The sequence below is a fragment of the Pseudomonas sp. GW821-FHT07B01 genome (genome assembly GCF_059419065.1).
The window spans coordinates 18,249-35,980 of the sequence record NZ_JBWKRA010000038.1; the positions used below are offsets into that span (position 1 = coordinate 18,249).

At 59.9% G+C, this 17,732-nt stretch carries 16 protein-coding genes; 8 read left to right on the top strand and 8 right to left on the bottom strand.

The genetic code is table 11. From position 1 onward, the window contains the following. Nucleotide 1: 1 nt before the first annotated feature. Nucleotides 2-1,027 (bottom strand): NAD(P)H-dependent glycerol-3-phosphate dehydrogenase, encoded by a 1,026-nt coding sequence (locus tag AC07S6_RS26285; RefSeq protein ID WP_034127205.1) that lies wholly within the window; start codon nucleotides 1,025-1,027, stop codon nucleotides 2-4. A 193-nt stretch (nucleotides 1,028-1,220) separates the two neighbouring features. Here AC07S6_RS26285 and AC07S6_RS26290 point away from each other — a divergent pair, with 193 nt between their 5' ends. The 5 genes from AC07S6_RS26290 (at nucleotide 1,221) to fabB (ending at nucleotide 8,167) form a co-directional block, all read left to right on the top strand. After that, on the top strand, nucleotides 1,221-3,341 hold the full coding sequence (locus tag AC07S6_RS26290) for a TonB-dependent receptor plug domain-containing protein (RefSeq protein ID WP_490613572.1): 2,121 nt from the start codon (nucleotides 1,221-1,223) through the stop codon (nucleotides 3,339-3,341). 1 nt (nucleotide 3,342) lies between these two features. Then, nucleotides 3,343-4,272 (top strand): ABC transporter substrate-binding protein, encoded by a 930-nt coding sequence (locus AC07S6_RS26295; protein WP_495113340.1) that lies wholly within the window; start codon nucleotides 3,343-3,345, stop codon nucleotides 4,270-4,272. Beyond that, nucleotides 4,269-6,170, top strand: coding sequence for an ATP-binding protein (locus AC07S6_RS26300; protein WP_096142947.1), 1,902 nt, complete (start codon nucleotides 4,269-4,271; stop codon nucleotides 6,168-6,170). Before AC07S6_RS26295 ends, AC07S6_RS26300 begins: the two co-directional genes overlap by 4 nt. 249 nt (nucleotides 6,171-6,419) lie before the next feature. Beyond that, nucleotides 6,420-6,935, top strand: coding sequence for a 3-hydroxyacyl-[acyl-carrier-protein] dehydratase FabA (gene fabA, locus AC07S6_RS26305; protein WP_003190035.1), 516 nt, complete (start codon nucleotides 6,420-6,422; stop codon nucleotides 6,933-6,935). Between the two features lie 11 nt (nucleotides 6,936-6,946). Continuing rightward, on the top strand, nucleotides 6,947-8,167 hold the full coding sequence (fabB, locus tag AC07S6_RS26310; RefSeq protein ID WP_003190033.1) for a beta-ketoacyl-ACP synthase I: 1,221 nt from the start codon (nucleotides 6,947-6,949) through the stop codon (nucleotides 8,165-8,167). A gap of 186 nt (nucleotides 8,168-8,353) precedes the next feature. Here the strand turns inward: fabB and AC07S6_RS26315 are convergent, their stop codons facing one another. After that, nucleotides 8,354-9,979 carry a methyl-accepting chemotaxis protein gene (locus AC07S6_RS26315; RefSeq protein ID WP_020301701.1) on the bottom strand — a complete coding sequence of 542 codons (1,626 nt, stop codon included), beginning with the start codon at nucleotides 9,977-9,979 and terminating at the stop codon, nucleotides 8,354-8,356. 96 nt (nucleotides 9,980-10,075) lie between these two features. Next, nucleotides 10,076-11,098 (bottom strand): amidohydrolase family protein, encoded by a 1,023-nt coding sequence (locus AC07S6_RS26320; protein ID WP_495113341.1) that lies wholly within the window; start codon nucleotides 11,096-11,098, stop codon nucleotides 10,076-10,078. A gap of 139 nt (nucleotides 11,099-11,237) precedes the next feature. Here AC07S6_RS26320 and AC07S6_RS26325 point away from each other — a divergent pair, with 139 nt between their 5' ends. Next, nucleotides 11,238-11,654, top strand: coding sequence for an OsmC family protein (locus AC07S6_RS26325; RefSeq protein ID WP_014717741.1), 417 nt, complete (start codon nucleotides 11,238-11,240; stop codon nucleotides 11,652-11,654). A gap of 62 nt (nucleotides 11,655-11,716) precedes the next feature. Then, on the top strand, nucleotides 11,717-12,583 hold the full coding sequence (locus AC07S6_RS26330; RefSeq protein WP_054920074.1) for a pirin family protein: 867 nt from the start codon (nucleotides 11,717-11,719) through the stop codon (nucleotides 12,581-12,583). Nucleotides 12,584-12,682: 99 nt separating this feature from the next. On the opposite strand, the gene AC07S6_RS26335 is transcribed toward AC07S6_RS26330, so the two are convergent. The 4 genes from AC07S6_RS26335 to AC07S6_RS26350 all read right to left on the bottom strand — a co-directional run bounded on the left by AC07S6_RS26335 (nucleotide 12,683) and on the right by AC07S6_RS26350 (nucleotide 16,397). Continuing rightward, nucleotides 12,683-13,411, bottom strand: a complete 729-nt coding sequence (locus AC07S6_RS26335; protein WP_034127198.1) for a dienelactone hydrolase family protein — start codon at nucleotides 13,409-13,411, stop codon at nucleotides 12,683-12,685. Between the two features lie 66 nt (nucleotides 13,412-13,477). Continuing rightward, nucleotides 13,478-15,382, bottom strand: a complete 1,905-nt coding sequence (gene htpG, locus AC07S6_RS26340; RefSeq protein ID WP_014717738.1) for a molecular chaperone HtpG — start codon at nucleotides 15,380-15,382, stop codon at nucleotides 13,478-13,480. Between the two features lie 89 nt (nucleotides 15,383-15,471). Next, nucleotides 15,472-15,924 (bottom strand): PaaI family thioesterase, encoded by a 453-nt coding sequence (locus AC07S6_RS26345; RefSeq protein ID WP_186526665.1) that lies wholly within the window; start codon nucleotides 15,922-15,924, stop codon nucleotides 15,472-15,474. Beyond that, nucleotides 15,921-16,397 (bottom strand): PaaI family thioesterase, encoded by a 477-nt coding sequence (locus AC07S6_RS26350; protein WP_073453057.1) that lies wholly within the window; start codon nucleotides 16,395-16,397, stop codon nucleotides 15,921-15,923. The genes AC07S6_RS26345 and AC07S6_RS26350 overlap by 4 nt, the downstream gene beginning before the upstream one ends. Nucleotides 16,398-16,554: 157 nt before the next feature. Here AC07S6_RS26350 and AC07S6_RS26355 point away from each other — a divergent pair, with 157 nt between their 5' ends. Next, on the top strand, nucleotides 16,555-16,812 hold the full coding sequence (locus tag AC07S6_RS26355; RefSeq protein ID WP_003190018.1) for a hypothetical protein: 258 nt from the start codon (nucleotides 16,555-16,557) through the stop codon (nucleotides 16,810-16,812). An 85-nt stretch (nucleotides 16,813-16,897) separates the two neighbouring features. Here AC07S6_RS26355 and AC07S6_RS26360 read toward each other — a convergent pair whose 3' ends face one another. Next, nucleotides 16,898-17,638, bottom strand: coding sequence for a DUF599 domain-containing protein (locus AC07S6_RS26360; protein WP_197880873.1), 741 nt, complete (start codon nucleotides 17,636-17,638; stop codon nucleotides 16,898-16,900). Between the last annotated feature and the right edge of the window lie 94 nt (nucleotides 17,639-17,732).

The following is a 17,732-nucleotide window of genomic DNA, read 5'->3' on the forward strand; positions in this document are numbered from 1 at the left end:
CTCAGTTGAAACCACTGGTGGAAATAAAGTCGACATCGGTCTTGGGCTCGGCCCGCATCAGCAACTCGATGACCTGGTTCAGGGTGCGCCCTTCGAACAGGATCGCATGCAGGCCGGCGACCAGCGGCATGTACACGCCCACTTCCTGGGCCTTGGCCTTCAAAACCTTGAGGGTGTTGACCCCTTCGGCCACTTCACCCAGACGCGTCACCGCCTCCTCCAGGCTCAGCCCTTGGCCCAAGGCAAATCCAACCTGATAGTTGCGGCTTTTAGGCGATGAGCAGGTGACGATCAAGTCACCCACGCCCGCCAGGCCGAGGAAGGTCATCGGGTTGGCGCCCTGGTTCACCGCAAAACGCGTCATCTCGGCCAGTGCGCGGGTAATCAGCATGCTCTTGGTGTTTTCGCCCATGCCCAGGGCCACGGCCATGCCAGCAATGATCGCGTAGACGTTCTTCAAGGCCCCGCCCAATTCGACGCCGAAGCGATCGCCGCTGGCATAGACCCGGAAAGTACGGCCATGCAGCACGGCCTGGACACGCTCGCACAAGGCCTCGTCTTCACTGGCGACCACGGTGGCGGTCAACGCGTGCTCGGCGACTTCCCGAGCAAGGTTTGGCCCGGACAGCACGCCAATGCGCGCCTGAGGGGCGATTTCGGTGAGGATTTCACTCATCAACTTGAAAGTGTGGGCTTCGATGCCCTTGGTCAGGCTGACCAGCAACTTGCCGGCCAGGCGTTCGGCGTGGGGCGCCAATACCGAGCGCAAGGCGCTGGAAGGCAGCGCGACAAAGCACAGGTCGCAGGCCGTGAGGGTTTCCAGCAGGTCGGTCACCGGCTCGACGGCGGGATGAATCTTGATACCTTTAAGGTAACGAGGGTTTTCGCGATGCACGCGAATGGCTTCGGCCTGTTCGGGATCGCGCATCCACTGGCGCACCGCGTGACCGTTCTCGGCCAGCAGGTTAGCCACGGCGGTACCAAAACTTCCGCCTCCCAGGACCGCAATAGGGCGCTGTTCAGTCATATGCAATCCGTTAATCCATACCAGTGGCGATGGCGGCATTATACGGAGCGCCTTGCTTGCGGCCAGCCCCCGTATCAATTCGCGCTCGTCAGAAAATGCCAGAAGCATGCGAAGTAAATGCAAGTCCGACGACTGGCAAACAGCCGCGCCTCGGTTAACATGGGCGGCTATCCGCAATTAACAAGGCCGTGCCGTGTATCTGGGCCCTCCTCCTCGCTCATCATTGTTGTTGGTGCTGTTGTGCGCTACCTGCGCGCAGGCCGACGATCTGTTCCTCGACAGCCAGCCGCTGCCGCAGGTCTTGACCGCCACGCGACTCAAGCAATCGGCCGCCGCCGTGCCCGGCAGCATGACGGTGATCGACAGTGAGCTGATCAAGGCCAGCGGTGCCCGGGACATCTCAGAACTGCTGCGGCTGGTCCCGGGGATGATGGTCGGCTACACCGGCGGCAACCAGGCGTCGGTGAATTACCACGGCACCAGCGCCAGTGACGCACGGCGCATGCAGGTATTGATCGACGGTCGCTCGGTCTACCGCGCCGGCCTGGCCACGGTGGATTGGAGCGATATCCCAGTGGCCATGGAGGACATCGAGCGCATCGAGGTCTTTCGCGGCCCCAACACCGTCAGCTACGGTGCCAATGCGCTGATGGCGGTGGTGAATATCCTCACCCGCTCGCCAGCCAACAGCCACGGCTCGCGGGTAAAGGTCATCCGTGGCGAGCGTGGCATCAATGACTTCTATGCCAGCCAGGGTGTGGGCTGGGAGACCGGCGATTTGCGCTTGTCTCTGTCCGGGCAACAGGACGATGGTTTTGATAGCGACGCGGTCGGCGCCGACCGCCGTGACGGCCGTCGCCTCAACCGTTTCAGCCTGGCGGTGAGCCAGGCCTTGAACGCGCAACAAAGTCTCGATTGGCAACTGAACGTCAAGGAAGGCACCAACCAGCGCCCTTATACCTACGCCCCGGTGTTTGCCGGAATTACCGAAGGCGGCACCAATTCCGATGTCACCGCCAAGGACTACGCAGGCTCCCTGCGCTGGAACTTCGACTTTAACCCCGACCACAGCCTGTATATCCAGGGCTCGGCACAGCAATGGGACCGCAAGCAAATCTGGAAAGCCTGTGACGCCAAGGCCTCGTTCAGCCCTGAACTGACCCAGTTATGGCAGCTCAACCCCAACTATGCCGAATTGCTGGCACGGCACATGGACACCTACAGCCAGGGCTCCGCCCCACCGGGTAACGCCGCCGAACAGGCCTTGGCCAACCAGGTGCTGGACCAGTGGCGCAACGGTGCCAACCAAAGCGTGTGCGGCGATATCGACCAGAGCACCCGCGAAAGCCGCTACGACGTGGAGATCCAGGACACGCTCAGCCTCTCCGACAGCCTGCGCCTAGTCAGCGGTATGAATTACCGCTATGACCGCGCCGACTCCGAAACCTACTTCAATGGCACCCTGGACGACACCACCTGGCGTCTGTTCGGGCATCTGGAATGGCGCGCCAGCGAACACTGGCTGCTGCAAGGTGGCGCCATGTACGAAGACACCCACCTGAGCGGCAACTCGCTGACGCCGCGTGTGGCGGTCAATTACCTGATCAACCCCCGCCACGGCTTGCGCGCGGTGTACTCCGAGGCGATCCGCTCGCCGGACATGTTCGAGAACAACGTCAACTGGAGCTACCGTGTCACCAATCTCAGCTCCCCGACCTACGGGCAAAACGCCGGGCAATATTTTGTCGTGACGCGCGGCCCCGGCAACCTCGACAAAGAGTTGATGCGCTCACGCGAGCTGGGCTACAACGGCTTCTTTGCCGAGCTGGGGCTGAATGTCGACGTGAAGCTGTTCTATGACGAAATCACCGACATGATCAGCTCGCCGCTGCGCAACAACCAATACATCGCCAGCAACGCCAACAGCTCGCGTTTTAGCGGTGCCGAGTCGCAGTTCGACTGGCGCGTGAGTGACGCCGACCGCCTGCGCCTGACCTATGCTTATGTAGACGCCACCTCCAGCAACCCGCTGGACAAAGCGCAAACCGCGCGTAACAGTGGCTCGGCCGGTTGGCTGCGTGAGTGGGGCCAGGGTTGGTCCAGCGCCTTGTTCTACTATGGCGACGACGCACTCAACCAATATCGCTTCCAGCGGGTCGACCTGCGGGTGGCCAAGCGCATTGCCGTAGGCAAAGCCAATGTGGAGCTGGCGGGCATGTTGCAGCAACGCCTGGATGACCAGCCCACCACCTGGGCCGACAACAACTACGACCATCGCCACGTTCTCTACTTCAGCGCCGAGCTGGACTTCTGACATGGCCGACCAGTCACGGATGACCCTCTTGTTGGTTTCACGGTTTTGGCGCCGCGGCCTGCTGCTCGCCTGCCTGCTGCTGACGGCGCCGGCGTGGAGTGCCGACATTCTGCTGACGGCCGCCGAAGACAGCGCCGGCGTGCGCGCCTTTACCCAGGCCCTTGCCCAACAACGCCCCGACGACCAGGTCAGCTTCACGCCACTCAAGCAGTTGCCAGCGCCCAGTCACCTGCCTGCCAGCACACGCCTGATTCTCCTTGACCTGCCAGGTCTGGACTGGCGCCTGCAGGATGCTCAGGGGCCACCAACCCTTGTGCTGCGCATCAGCCGCCTGCAGGCCCGACAACGCCTGGGCAACTCCCACCCGGCAAAAATCAGTCTGCTATGGAGCGACCCGCCGCTGGAACGTCAGCTGCGCCTGATCGCCAATATCCTGCCCCAGGTCCGGCGCGTCGGCGTGCTGTACGGCGTCGATAGCGAATTCCTGCTGCGCGAACTGATCCAGTTCGCCAAACCCTTGGGCCTGGAAATCATGCCCCAGCCCTGGGACAACACCAGCGACAGTCGCCCACTGCAAACCCTGTTCAAAAACAGCGACGTGCTACTGGGCCTCGACGATCCGCAGCTGTACAACCCCAAGACCGTAAAAAACCTGTTGCTGAGCAGCTACGCCCAACAACTGCCGTTGGTGGGGCCCAATGCTGGGTTTGTGCGGGCCGGCAGCCTGGCCAGCACCTACAGCGATCAATCCGACTGGCTCGCGGTGCTGGACCAACTGCTGGACCAGCCGCCGGCCAGTTGGCCCAGCACGCTCTACCCGCAGTACTTCAAAGTCGTGGGCAACCCGCAAGTCGCGCGCTCACTGGGCATCGAACAGGTCGATGAAATCGCCGTTGCCACCCGCCTGGCCGAAGGAGAACAACGCCCATGACCTTGCGCCGTCGTTGGGATATCAACACCCGCACCCAGCTCATTACCCTGGGCCCCGCGCTGCTGTTGACCCTGCTGCTCATCACCTTCTTCACCTTCGTGCGCATCCAGGACTTGCGCCAGGAGCTGGACCACACCGGTCAATTGATCGCCAACCAGTTGGCGCCCGCCACTGAGTACGGCGTGATTTCCGGCAACAACGATGTGCTTGAAACCCTGCTGCGTGCGACCTTGGCCACACCCCATGTGCGCTTCCTGGAGATCCAGGACAGCGCCGAGAACATCCTGGTGTATGTGGAGCAGCCATCCGAGCGGCATGACCGTTCGCTGTCGGTGAAGGTGTTCCAGGCACCGATCCGCCTGCAACACATCCAGCTCAACAACGACTTTTTCCAGGACAACCTCAGCGAACCCAAGGCCCCCCGCGCGGACTACCTGGGACGGGTGATCGTGGGCATGTCCAATGATGCGTTCAGCCAGCGCCAGCAGGAGATCCTGTTCAAGGCAGGAGTCCTGGCGCTGTTTGCCCTGCTGTTTACCTTCCTGCTGGCGCGACGCTTGTCGGCGAGCCTGTCACAGCCGATCAGCGCCATGGGACACGCGGTCAAGGCCATCCAGCAAGGCGATTACAAGACGCCACTGCCCATCGTCGATGACTCGGAATTGGGCGACCTCTCGCGGCATATCAACAACCTGGCCGAGGGCCTTCAACAGGCCAGTCGCGAACAGCAACAAGCCATGGCCCAGTTGATCCAGACCCGTGAAGAAGCCGAGCGGGCGAACAACGCCAAGTCAGATTTCCTGGCGATGATGAGCCACGAACTGCGCACGCCCATGAATGGCGTGCTGGGCATGCTGCAACTGCTGGAAACCACGGAGATGACCGAGGAGCAGACTGAGTACGCGGCGCTGGCTTGCGAGTCCACCGAGCATTTGCTCAAGGTGATCAATGACATCCTCGATTTCTCACGCATTGAACGCGCCGCCCTGGAACTGGAACATATTCCGTTCAGCCTGGCCGATCTGATCAACAGCTGCGCCCAGGCTTTCCAGCACAGCGCCCAGCAGCGCGGGCTGAGCCTGGAACTGCCCATTCCCATGGGCATGGAGGCTCTGCGTGTGCGCGGCGACCCGACGCGGATCCGCCAGATTCTGGTGAACCTGATCGGCAATGCATTGAAATTTACCGAACATGGCAGCGTGACCGTCGAGCCCCACTGGCAAACCCTGGACCATGAATTGGTGTGGTTCACCTGCACCGTGCGTGACAGCGGCATCGGTATTTCCGCCGAACGCCTGGATTTGATGTTCGATGCCTTCCAGCAGGCAGACAGCTCCATTTCCAGGCGTTACGGTGGCACGGGCCTGGGCCTGCCGATTGCGCGCACTCTGGCCGAGCGCATGGGGGGCACCTTGCGCGCCCAGAGCGAGGAAGGCCGAGGCTCGGTGTTCACCTTGGAGATTCCGCTGGCCATCGACCAGCAACAAATGGCGGCCGCTGCTCCCGACGCGCCTGGCAAAGCCAGCGCCGGCGATGGCCGCCATGTGCTGCTGGTGGAAGACAACCCGGTCAACCGCACCGTGGTCGAAGCGATGCTGCGCAGCCTGGGCTTCGAAGTCAGCCTGGCCACGGACGGCGCCGAGGCGATCCGCAGCGCCGAGAGCCTGATTTTCACCGCCATCCTGATGGATTGTCGCCTGCCCTTGATCGACGGCTACGAAGCCACACGGCAGATTCGCCAACTGCCCGGCTGCGCCGATCTGCCGATCATCGCCCTGACGGCCAACGCCTTGCAGGGCGATCGCGAAGCCTGCCTGGCAGCCGGAATGAACGATTACCTGGCCAAGCCGTTCAAACGCACGGATTTGCAGCAAATCCTGCAGCGCTGGGTGCAATAGCGCCGCGCCATCAGCCAACTGCGACTGGCGTGAAAGACGAAAGTGCGGCAGTCTTAGGCACCCGAACGGGCTGATAAACAGGCCCGGTTTAAAATTTCAGTGAACAAGTGTACATTCAGTGCCTTGCCGCTGTGACTTTCACTACAACGCAATAGTCTATGTGTAGGCTGCCGCTATGAGGCATGAACGCTTCATTCGGTTCGGGAAGATTTGCCCTACCCTGCCGCATGGGATTATTGAGGAGCTCGCATGACCAAACAAAACGCCTTTACTCGGGAAGACCTGCTGCGCTGCAGTCGCGGTGAGCTGTTCGGCCCAGGTAACGCGCAACTGCCCGCCCCGAACATGCTGATGGTGGATCGCATCACCCATATCAGCGAAGAGGGTGGCAAGTACGGCAAAGGTGAATTGGTCGCCGAGCTGGATATCACCCCTGACCTGTGGTTCTTCGCTTGCCACTTCGAAGGCGACCCTGTGATGCCAGGTTGCCTGGGCCTTGACGCCATGTGGCAACTGGTTGGCTTCTACCTGGGCTGGCAAGGCCTGCCGGGCCGCGGTCGCGCCCTGGGTTCGGGCGAAGTGAAGTTCTTTGGCCAGGTACTGCCGAGCGCCAAGAAAGTCACCTACAACATTCAAATCAAGCGCGTCCTCAAGGGCAAGCTGAACCTGGCCATCGCCGACGGTTCGGTGACTGTCGACGGTCGCGAGATCTATACTGCCGAAGGCCTTCGGGTCGGCGTATTTACTTCCACTGACAACTTTTAAGGGTTATCCGCATGCGCCGCGTCGTTATCACTGGTCTGGGCATCGTTTCTTGCCTGGGCAATGACAAAGAGACCGTCACCGCTAACCTGCGTGCAAGTCGCCCTGGCATCCGCTTCAACCCGGAATATGCCGAAATGGGTCTGCGTAGCCAGGTTTCCGGCTCCATTGACCTGCCCCTCGAAGAACTGATCGATCGCAAGATCTATCGCTTCGTCGGCCACGCTGCCGCCTACGCCTACCTGGCCATGAAAGACGCGATCGCCGACTCCGGCCTGAGCGAAGACCAGGTTTCGAACGTACGCACCGGCCTGATCGCCGGCTCCGGCGGCGCATCGACCCTCAACCAGATGGAAGCGCTGGACATCCTGCGCGAAAAAGGCGTGAAGCGCGTCGGCCCTTATCGTGTCACGCGGACCATGGGCAGCACCGTTTCCGCCTGCCTGGCTACGCCATTCCAGATCAAGGGTGTGAACTACTCGATCTCCTCCGCATGCGCCACTAGCGCCCACTGCATCGGGACTGCCGTTGAGCAGATCCAACTGGGCAAGCAGGACATCGTATTTGCCGGCGGCGGTGAAGAAGAGCATTGGAGCCAGTCGTTCCTGTTCGACGCCATGGGCGCATTGTCCACCCAGTACAACGAAACCCCAGAAAAAGCCTCCCGCGCTTACGACGCCAAGCGTGACGGTTTCGTCATCGCCGGCGGTGGTGGCATGGTGGTGGTCGAGGAGCTGGAACACGCCCTGGCCCGTGGCGCGAAGATCTACGCGGAAATCGTTGGCTACGGCGCGACGTCCGACGGCTACGACATGGTTGCGCCAAGCGGTGAGGGCGCCATCCGCTGCATGCAGATGGCAATGTCCACCGTCGACACCCCAATCGACTACCTGAACACCCACGGCACCTCGACCCCGGTCGGCGATGCCAAGGAAATGGAAGGCGTGCGTGCGGTATTTGGCGACAAGGCTCCGAAAATCAGCTCCACCAAGAGCCTGTCGGGTCACTCCCTGGGCGCCGCTGGCGTTCACGAAGCGATCTATTGCCTGCTGATGATGGAAGGCAACTTCATGGCCGGCTCGGCCAACATCGACGAGATTGATCCGGTTGTGGCTGATATGCCGATCCTGACCAAGACCGTTGAAAACGCCAAGATCGACACCGTGATGAGCAACAGCTTTGGTTTTGGTGGCACCAATGCCACCTTGGTACTCAAGCGCTGGCAGGGCAAGTAAGCCCCGCAGGTTGATCACATGAAAAAGCCCCGACTGGTTCGGGGCTTTTTTTGTGCTTTGATTTGAAACCGCGTCGCCTTCATCGCAGGCAAGCCAGCTCCCACATTCGACCGTGCTCACCTTGAAGAAACGCGGTCCAGTGTGGGAGCTGGCTTGCCTGCGATTGGGCCAACCCGGTTCCCCGCCCTACACCGAAAACCGCGCCACCATCGAATTCAGATCCACCGCCAACCGCGACAACTCCTGGCTCGCTGCACTGGTCTGATTGGCCCCGGTCGATGTCTGGTGCGCCAGGTCGCGGATATTCATCAAGTTACGATCCACCTCCCGCGCCACCGCCGCCTGCTGCTCCGAGGCACTGGCGATCACTAGGTTGCGTTCGTTGATCAAGGTGAATGCCGAGGCAATCTCTTCCAGGGCCATGCCCGCCGATTTGGCGATCTCCAGTGTGGAGCGCGCCCGTGTGTTGCTCTGTTGCATCGAGCTGACAGCCTGGTCGGTGCCCTGCTGAATCCCGCTGATCATCTGCTCGATTTCCTGGGTCGACTGTTGTGTGCGATGAGCCAAGGCCCGCACCTCATCGGCTACCACCGCGAACCCGCGCCCGGCATCCCCTGCTCGCGCCGCTTCAATCGCCGCGTTCAGTGCCAGCAAGTTGGTTTGCTCGGCAATCGAGCGAATCACATCCAGCACTGTGCTGATGCCATAGACCTTTTGCGCCAGCGCTTCGACCTGGGTCACATTGGCGGTCACATCGGTCGCGAGGGCTTCAATCGACACCACCGTCTGCTGCACCTGTTCACGCCCTTGCTGGGCAATGCGGTCGGATTCGCGAGACGCCTGGGACGTGGCCACGGCATTGCTCGCCACCTCCTCCACCGCCACCGTCATCTGATTGACTGCCGTGGCCGCCTGTTCGATTTCCTGGTTCTGCTGGTGCAAACCACGGGTCGCATCCTCGGTGACGCAACTGAGTTCTTCGGAAGCCGACGCCAATTGGTTCGATGATTCTGATATGCGCCGGATAGTGTCGCGCAAGCTCTCCTGCATGCGCTTGAGCGCCTGTTGCAAGCGTGCCGGCTCGTCGCTGCCACTGAGCCTGATGTCGCCCGTCAAGTCGCCACTGGCAACGCCCTGGGCCACTTTCAACGACTGTGCCAGCGGCAGCACGATGCTGCGCGTCAGCCACACCGCCAGGCCAATCGTGATCAACGCCGTGACGCCAATCATGGTCATCACCCAGACCCGCGACTGGCTGAACACCTGCTGTGCCAGCCGGGCGGCCTCGTTGGCGCTGGACTTGTTCAGATTGACCAACTCACGCAGCGTCACGGCCATCTGGTCGGCCATCTGATTCATTTCGCCATTGACCACCGCAATGGCCTCCTCCAGCCGATTGGCCTTGGATAAGCCCACCACCTGCTCCTGGCGTTGCAGGTACTGCTGCTCCTCGACCTTGAAGCGATCAAACAGCACGCGCTCCTCAGGCAAGACGATCAACGCCTCGTACACGCCCTCAGCGTGGTGCAAACCGGTTTTGATCTCGGCGATTTTCTGCTCATTCTGTGCCACTGCCTGGGGGTCACGGTTGACCAGCAAGCGCAACGTCAGCGCCCGAATGCGCAACACATCCTGGTTCATCTCCCCCACCGCCATCACGCTGGGCAGCCAATTGGTCTCCACCTGGTCCGACTGCTGGCGCATATTGGCCATCTGCAACAGCGCAAAGCCGCCCAAGACGAACACCATCAACGCCAGCACACCAAAGCCCAGGCCGGCGCGAGGGGCGATATTCAAACTGCGGATATTCATGCCAGGGTTCCTTCCAAAAGTACTGCATCCACCTGCAGCGGGTCTCTTGGACGTTATCGGCACCTGAGGTCATTGGCGTAAGATCAAAACGCGATATCAACGCGCGTCGCCATCGCGATGCGGCTTGGGCAGGATGGCGAGGAAGTTGTCGCGCGCAACCTTGTGGGCAACGTCTTCGGGCAACGCATCGAGGAAAGGATCGAAACGGCGCATCTCCTTGCCCAACTTATTGAAGCGCCCCACAACATCGGAGCCGAGCATGAAGCGATCCGGGAAGCGCTCCACCAGCGCAACCCATTGCGGCCGTGGCTTGCCGGCGTCGTCCAGCAGATACGGTGTGAGCATGCTCCAGGACAAGTCGATATACAGGTTGGGGTAAGCCTCAAGCAGGCGCGCCAAGGTGGGCAGCAAAAACTCCATTTGCACCTGATGACGGTGGATTTCCTTGCTGGTACCGGCATGGGCCCAGATAAAACGCGTGTGCGGGTGGTTGCGTAACGGCTGCTCGACTTCCGCCAGGTACAGTGGGTTGCGCTCACGTTTGGAGGTGATGTTGGAATGCAGCATCACCGGCAGGTCGTTTTCGGCCGCCAGGTGGTAGATGCGCGTCATGGCTTCGTTATTGGCACGCGGCGTGTCGCCGGAAGTCAGCGCGGTGAGGTCATCATGGCGGGTAAACACTTCACCGATGCCCTGCCACAGCCCAGGGTTGAGGTCGAGCATGCGCTGGATGTGGGCGGCGGAGTTCTTGTCGTTGGGATTGAAACCGGCGAGGAACGGGTGAAAGTGCTGGCGTTGCGCAGGAGAAAGTTTATTCACTGCCGCCGCGACGATCACATCCGTGGCGCTGTACCAATAAGCATCGGCGTCGTCACCGGCGTAATAGCGCGGACGCTTGGGCTCGTCTTCGTGCCATTTCTTGGCCACGGGAATCCCGGAAATCATGACGTGCTCAATGCGGTTGTCCGCCATGGCCTTGAGCAGCTTGTCCATGCCGGCGGTCTCCTGAAAGAAATCCACGTAATGCAGGTGCGCGTCGCTGTAGGCATAGTCACGGGCCTGCGCGACAAGGCTGCTGGCGGCGAGCAACAAGGCAAGACTCAGGCGGGCTCCAGACACGGTAAAACCTCAATAAGGGTTGATACGGGTAGACCTTGCGCCAGCCTTCAGGGTTCAGCATGGAAAAAACCGGAACACTGGAGTGCCAGCATGCTCTATAACTGCATGACCTTCATCCTGCGCCCTTATGAGGTTTGCCATGCCTGTTACCGTTAATACGCTGAACGCTGAAAACTTCCGTCACAGCGTGAATATCAATAATCACGAGCTGTTTACCGACCTGCCCAAGAGCCTGGGCGGTGACGATTCGGCGCCCTCCCCCCACGATTATTTCGATGCTGCGCTGGCGTCGTGCAAAGCCTTGACCGTAAGGCTCTACGCGCAGAAAAAAGCTATCCCGCTGACCGGCGTGACCGTGGAGGTCACTCACGACAGCGCCGAAGAGCAAAAGGGTAAATACAAGCTCAACGTCAAGCTGACCCTCAAGGGCGTACTCACCGACGCCCAGCGCGATGAACTGCACCGCGTCGCCGATAAATGCCCGGTACATAAGCTGATGACCACTGCCGAAGTCACTATCGAGACGAAATTGTCGGAAGGTGCCTTCAGCCAATAGCCCCACCTTCCCATCGAGCGGGTTATGCTCAAAGCATCCAACCCGCTCAGACTGGGATGCCCATGACCACTCTCACCGTGATTCGCCCTCGCCCCGAAGATGTAGAAGGCCAGCCTATCCTGCGGCCCCTGCCCTCGCGTGAATGCCGCAGCGTCGGGCCCTTTGTGTTTTTCGACCATATGCTGCCGACCCGCTACGCACCGGGTAACGGTATGAATATCCGCCAGCATCCTCATATCGGCCTGTCCACCCTCACCTACCTGTTTGAAGGCACCTTGCAGCACAAGGACAGCCTTGGCTCGGACCAGGTGGTGCAAGCCGGCGATGTCAGCTGGATGACCGCCGGCAGCGCGATTGCCCACGTCGAGCGCACACCTGAAGCGGTCAAGGCCAGGGGTTTCAACCTGCATGGCCTGCAGGTGTGGCTGGCCTCGCCCAAGGACCACGAGACCGGGCCCGGACACTACAGCCATCACCCAGCGGCGAGCTTGCCGATAAGCGATAACCTCGGCGTGCAGGTGCGTTTGATCGCCGGTGATGGTTTTTGCCTCAGGTCACCGGTGCCGGTACTGTCGCCGACGCTGTATGCCGAGGTACAGATGCAAACCGCCACCACCCTGTTGATTCCTGATGAACATGAGGAACGTGCGGTGTATGTGCTGGAGGGTGAGGTGCAGTTGGACGGTGAAGCCCTGGAGGTGAACAGCTTGGTGGTATTGCCGACTGGGCAGGAGATGACCCTGTATGCCGAGAGTGATTGCCACCTGATGGTATTTGGCGGGGCTCCGCTGGATGGGCCACGACGGATCAACTGGAATTTTGTGGCGAGTGATCCGGCGGTGATCGAGCAGGCGAGACAGCGTTGGGCGGCTGGGGATTGGCCGACTGTGCCGGGGGAGTCAGAAAGAATCGAGTTGCCTGTGAAATAGCTATCGCAGGCAAGCCAGCTCCCACATTTGATGGGTATACACATTTTAGAATGTAGGAGCTGGCTTGCCTGCGATGGCGTCCGATCAGGCGCTGAGAAATCAGCCCTTGAACACTTCATCCAACAAGTTATGCATCGACTGGAAAGCCCGCGCAGCGGTCTTGGCGTCGTACATCATCTTGCCTGGCACATTGGCATGGGGGTCGGTGAAGGAATGCACCGCACCGCCGTAGCTCAGCAACTGCCAATCCACACCCGCCGCGTTCATTTCATCTTCGAACGCCGGCAGTTGCTCTTTGGGCACCAACGGGTCCGAGGCGCCATGCAGCACCAGCACTGAACCCTTGATGTTCTTCGCGTCTGCGGGGTTCGGTGTATCCAGAGTGCCATGGAACGACACGGCAGCCTTCAGCGGCGCGCCGGTACGGGCCAGTTCCAGGGAGCAGCAACCGCCAAAGCAGAAGCCGAAGGTGGCCAGTTTCGACGTGTCCACCGCGGCTTCAGCTTGGCCTTGCAGTTGCTCGAAGGCGGCTTGCATGCGCTTGTTCAGCAACGGGCGATCATTCTTCAACGGCATCATCGCCGCGCCCGCTTCATCGCCATTTGAAGGACGTACGTTTTGCCCGTAGAGGTCGGCAATCAGCACCACGTAGCCTTTGCCGGCAACGGCCTTCGCGATCTCTTCGGCCCCCGCACTCACGCCCATCCAGTTCGGCGCCATCAGCAGTCCCGGCAACGGGCCCTTGTGGCTGGCATCGAATGCCAGACGGCTTTCATAAGACTGGCCATCAATCTGATAGACCACGGAACGTACAGTGACTTGGCTCATGATTCACTCCAGTTGAGGTGCGCACAAACGAAAAAACCCGCCGAAGCGGGTTTTTCTACAACGGTGTTAAACCGACAATTCAACCAACAGCTTGTTCAGTCGGCGCACATACGCGGCCGGGTCCTTCAAGCTGTCGCCGGCTGCCAGGGCGGCCTGGTCGAAGAGGATGTGCGACAGGTCACCAAACCGCTCTTCGCTCTGCTCGCCATCGAGTTTCTCGATCAGCGGGTGAGACGGGTTGAATTCGAAGATGGGCTTGGAATCCGGCACTTTCTGGCCGCTGGCTTCCAGGATCTGGCGCATCTGCATGCCCAGGTCCTGCTCGCCGATGGCCAGGATCGCAGGAGAGTCGGTCAGGCGGTGGGAAACCCGCACTTCACTCACCGCTTCGCCCAGGGAAGCCTTGATGCGCTCAACCAGGCCCTCTTTGGACTTGGCGACTTCTTCGGCTTCTTTCTTCTCTTCTTCGGAGTCCAGGTTACCCAGGTCCAGGTCACCACGGGCCACGTCGACGAAGGTTTTGCCGTCGAACTCGGTGAGGTAGCTCATCAGCCACTCATCGATACGGTCGGTCAGCAGCAGCACTTCGATGCCTTTCTTGCGGAAGACTTCCAGGTGCGGGCTGTTCTTGACCTGAGCGTAGGTTTCGCCGGTCAGGTAGTAGATCTTGTCCTGACCTTCCTTGGCACGTGCCAGGTAGTCAGCCAGGGACACAACCTGCTCACCGTCTTCGCCTTGAGTCGAGGCAAAACGCAGCAAACCGGCGATTTTTTCCTTGTTGGCAAAATCTTCTGCCGGGCCTTCTTTCATGACCTGACCGAAGTTTTTCCAGAAGCTCTTGTATTGCTCAGGCTCGTTCTTCGCCAGCTTTTCCAACATGTCGAGTACGCGCTTGGTCAGCGCCGACTTCATGGAGTCGATGATCGGGTCTTTCTGCAGGATTTCCCGCGACACGTTCAGCGACAGGTCGTTGGAGTCGACCACACCTTTGATAAAGCGCAGGTACAACGGCAGGAAGGATTCCGCCTGGTCCATTACGAACACGCGCTGCACGTACAGCTTCAGGCCTTTTGGCGCTTCACGCTGGTACAGGTCGAACGGAGCACGGGCCGGTACGTAGAGCAGCGAGCTGTATTCGAGCTTGCCTTCAACCTTGTTGTGGCTCCAGCTCAGCGGGTTCTCGTAGTCGTGCCCGATGTGCTTGTAGAACTCCTGGTATTCCTCGTCCTTGATCTCGGTACGCGGACGGGTCCACAGGGCGCTGGCGCGGTTGACGGTTTCCCACTCCACCGCAGGGGCTTCTTCGCCTTCGGCAACGGTCTGTTCCTTGGGCAACTCGATCGGCAACGCGATGTGGTCGGAGTACTTCTTGATGATGTTGCGCAGACGCCAGCCATCGGCGAATTCGTCTTCACCGGCTTTCAAGTGCAGCACGATGCGCGTGCCGCGGTCAGCCTTGTCGATAGTGGCGATTTCAAATTCGCCCTCGCCTTTTGAAGCCCAGTGCACGCCTTCGCTGGCGTCAAGGCCGGCGCGGCGGCTGAATACTTCAACCTTGTCGGCGACGATGAAGGCCGAATAGAAGCCCACGCCGAATTGGCCGATCAGGTGAGAGTCTTTTTTCTGGTCGCCCGACAGGTTCTTCATGAAATCTGCGGTACCGGACTTGGCGATGGTCCCCAGGTGGGTGATCGCATCGTCACGGCTCATGCCGATACCGTTGTCTTCGAGGGTGACGGTCTTGGCGTCTTTGTCGTAGCTCACACGGATCTTGAGTTCCGCGCCGCCTTCCAGCAACTCGGGCTTGGACAGGGCTTCGAAACGTAATTTATCGACAGCGTCAGAGGCGTTCGAGATCAATTCGCGAAGGAAAATTTCCTTGTTGGAATACAGCGAATGGATCATGAGGTGCAGCAGTTGCTTCACCTCGGTCTGGAAGCCCAGGGTTTCCTTTTGAGTTTCCACACTCATGGTCATCAAACTCCAATTGGATGGCAGTGGCCGCGCCCTTGAGGGTTGGCGGCGGGTTGTCATCAAAGTTGGGGACTAAGACCAGGATTTCAAGGGCGAACCAATTCCTCAATTTTGAAATGTGCCCGGGCAGTGGCAATCGGTTCGGCCGGCGTGCTCTGCCAGGCGGTAATCGCCACGTTGGCCACGCGCCGGCCCTGGCGCCATACCTGACACTTGGCATAAGTGTCCCGAAACTGGCCGGCGCGCAGATAATCCAGGGAGAAGTCGATGATTTTCGGCAGGCCCGGAGCGCCGGTGAACACCAGCAGGTGCATGGCGGCTGCCAGCTCCATGAAGCCGGCGATCACCCCGCCATGCAACGCTGGCAATATGGGGTTACCAATATTGTCCTTGCTGGCCGGCAGGCGAAACAGCAACTCATCCCCAAGGCGGGTGCATTCGATGCCGATCAGCCTGGCATAGGGCACCAGCTCGAGCAGCGCATCGTAGTCGCCACGATCGAGGGCTTGCTCCAGGCGTGTCTTGAACCGATGCGTCATGCCTGTTCTCCCTTGACGACAGTGCCCAAGCCTTGGGTGCCTTTGAGGCGCTTGCCCATGCGCATGAATGTGCCCACCACATGGGCGATAGGTTGTTGCGGGTCATCCTGATAGGCAACGCCACGGGTGAAGATCACGTCGGTGGTCACCCGGTAGCATTGCGCGAAGCCATACACCGGCTTATGGGGTTCGGCGGGATGCATGTAGTCGATACGCAGGTCCAGGGTGGGGCACACCTCGAACTCGGGCAGTACGCACAGGGTTGCCATGCCGCACGCGGTGTCCATCAATGAGGTCAGCGCGCCGCCGTGGATCACCCCGCTCAGGGGGTCACCGACGATATGCGGCCCATAAGGCAGTACGAGGGTCATGCCCTCCTCGCTGGCTTCATGCACCGTCACGCCCAGCACATGGCAATGGCGCAGGGCCGAAACGAAGCGCACGGCACGCTCTAACAAAGGGTTTTCGGTCATTGTTTTTAGACTCTTATTAGTGTGAATTCGGCGGATTGGAATGACTGGGTAAAGTTCCTGTACGAAACATGCTATATATCTGTGGGACATAAGGAACTAATGCTGGCCCCTTGGGTTCGAAAGGCCAGTAGATATCTTCAATAAGGAGAAACACCCCATGCGTAAGACATTAGCTATTTCCATGATGCTGGCCGCTGCTCTCGGTCTGGCTGCCTGCGACAAGAAATCCGAAGACAAAGCCCAAGATGCCGCTGCACACTCTGAGCAAGCACAGCAAGACATGGCTAAAGCACAGGATAAAGTGAACGACGCTGCGAAAGAAAACGCTGAAGCTGCCAAAGCTCAGGCCGAATCGAACGAAGCTGCTGCAAAAGAAGCTGCACCTGCCGCACCTGCAGAACCTGCCAAGCAGTAATCGCAGGGTTTGAAGCTGTATTGCAGCAAAAAGAAAGCCCGCTGATTAAAGCGGGCTTTTCTTTGTCTGCGATTTGCTTGCAACGCTACTGTGCGCCGTCTTTTACAACGTCTACTGCCGGCATATCGGTAGGGGTGTACACCATCACCTGCAATACATCGGAATGGAACTCGCGGCGGTACAGCACCAACACCACCCCGCTGCTCATCAACATGAACAACCAGGGGCTGACAAACCAGGCCAGCATGGTCATGCCAAAGTAATACGCGCGCAGGCCAAAGTTGAACTGGTTGGCCGCCATCGAAATCACTCGCGCCGCCCGCAGAGCAAATGCCTTGCGCTCCTGCTCCGACACATGCCGCTCACCGATCATGGGCGCCGAGCCCACCAGCACCGCCGCGAAGTTGTACTGGCGCATGCACCAACTGAAGGTGAAAAAGGCGTAGACGAACACCAGTGCCAGGCACAGCAACTTGATCTCCGACATGCCCTGGGATGCCTGCTGCACCATGGGAATGTCCGCCAGCAATGACACTGCGCGTTCCGAAGCCCCCAGCACGGTGAGAATACCGGCGAGGATGATCAAGGTGCTGGAGGCGAAGAAGGAGGCATTGCGCTCCAGGTTACCGATCACACTGGCGTCGGCGATACGGTTGTCGCGCAGCAGCATGCGGCGCATCCAGTCTTCACGGTACAGGTGCAACACGCTGGCCAGGCACGCCGTGTCCCGGGCTTTCCACGTTGCGTAACGGGTGTAGCCGCCCCAGCAGATGACAAACCAGAGTGCTGCAAGCAGATGAACTTGATTGATTTCGACAAACGACATGTAGGTCCTTGTACAGGGTAGCCATGGTGAAAACGCGGTCAAACTGTGGGAGCGGGCTTGCTCGCGAATGCGGTGTGCCAGCTGCATATTAGTT

What these genes read in the sequence shown, in the direction of transcription:
- AC07S6_RS26350 (WP_073453057.1), bottom strand. Translation starts at nt 16,397, where the DNA reads ATGACCGAAAACCCTTTGTTAGAGCGTGCCGTGCGCTTCGTTTCGGCC.
- AC07S6_RS26335 (WP_034127198.1), bottom strand. Translation starts at nt 13,411, where the DNA reads ATGAGCCAAGTCACTGTACGTTCCGTGGTCTATCAGATTGATGGCCAG.
- AC07S6_RS26285 (WP_034127205.1), bottom strand. Translation starts at nt 1,027, where the DNA reads ATGACTGAACAGCGCCCTATTGCGGTCCTGGGAGGCGGAAGTTTTGGT.
- fabB (WP_003190033.1), top strand. Translation starts at nt 6,947, where the DNA reads ATGCGCCGCGTCGTTATCACTGGTCTGGGCATCGTTTCTTGCCTGGGC.
- AC07S6_RS26300 (WP_096142947.1), top strand. Translation starts at nt 4,269, where the DNA reads ATGACCTTGCGCCGTCGTTGGGATATCAACACCCGCACCCAGCTCATT.
- fabA (WP_003190035.1), top strand. Translation starts at nt 6,420, where the DNA reads ATGACCAAACAAAACGCCTTTACTCGGGAAGACCTGCTGCGCTGCAGT.
- AC07S6_RS26295 (WP_495113340.1), top strand. Translation starts at nt 3,343, where the DNA reads ATGGCCGACCAGTCACGGATGACCCTCTTGTTGGTTTCACGGTTTTGG.
- AC07S6_RS26355 (WP_003190018.1), top strand. Translation starts at nt 16,555, where the DNA reads ATGCGTAAGACATTAGCTATTTCCATGATGCTGGCCGCTGCTCTCGGT.
- AC07S6_RS26315 (WP_020301701.1), bottom strand. Translation starts at nt 9,979, where the DNA reads ATGAATATCCGCAGTTTGAATATCGCCCCTCGCGCCGGCCTGGGCTTT.
- htpG (WP_014717738.1), bottom strand. Translation starts at nt 15,382, where the DNA reads ATGAGTGTGGAAACTCAAAAGGAAACCCTGGGCTTCCAGACCGAGGTG.
- AC07S6_RS26330 (WP_054920074.1), top strand. Translation starts at nt 11,717, where the DNA reads ATGACCACTCTCACCGTGATTCGCCCTCGCCCCGAAGATGTAGAAGGC.
- AC07S6_RS26345 (WP_186526665.1), bottom strand. Translation starts at nt 15,924, where the DNA reads ATGACGCATCGGTTCAAGACACGCCTGGAGCAAGCCCTCGATCGTGGC.
- AC07S6_RS26325 (WP_014717741.1), top strand. Translation starts at nt 11,238, where the DNA reads ATGCCTGTTACCGTTAATACGCTGAACGCTGAAAACTTCCGTCACAGC.
- AC07S6_RS26360 (WP_197880873.1), bottom strand. Translation starts at nt 17,638, where the DNA reads ATGTCGTTTGTCGAAATCAATCAAGTTCATCTGCTTGCAGCACTCTGG.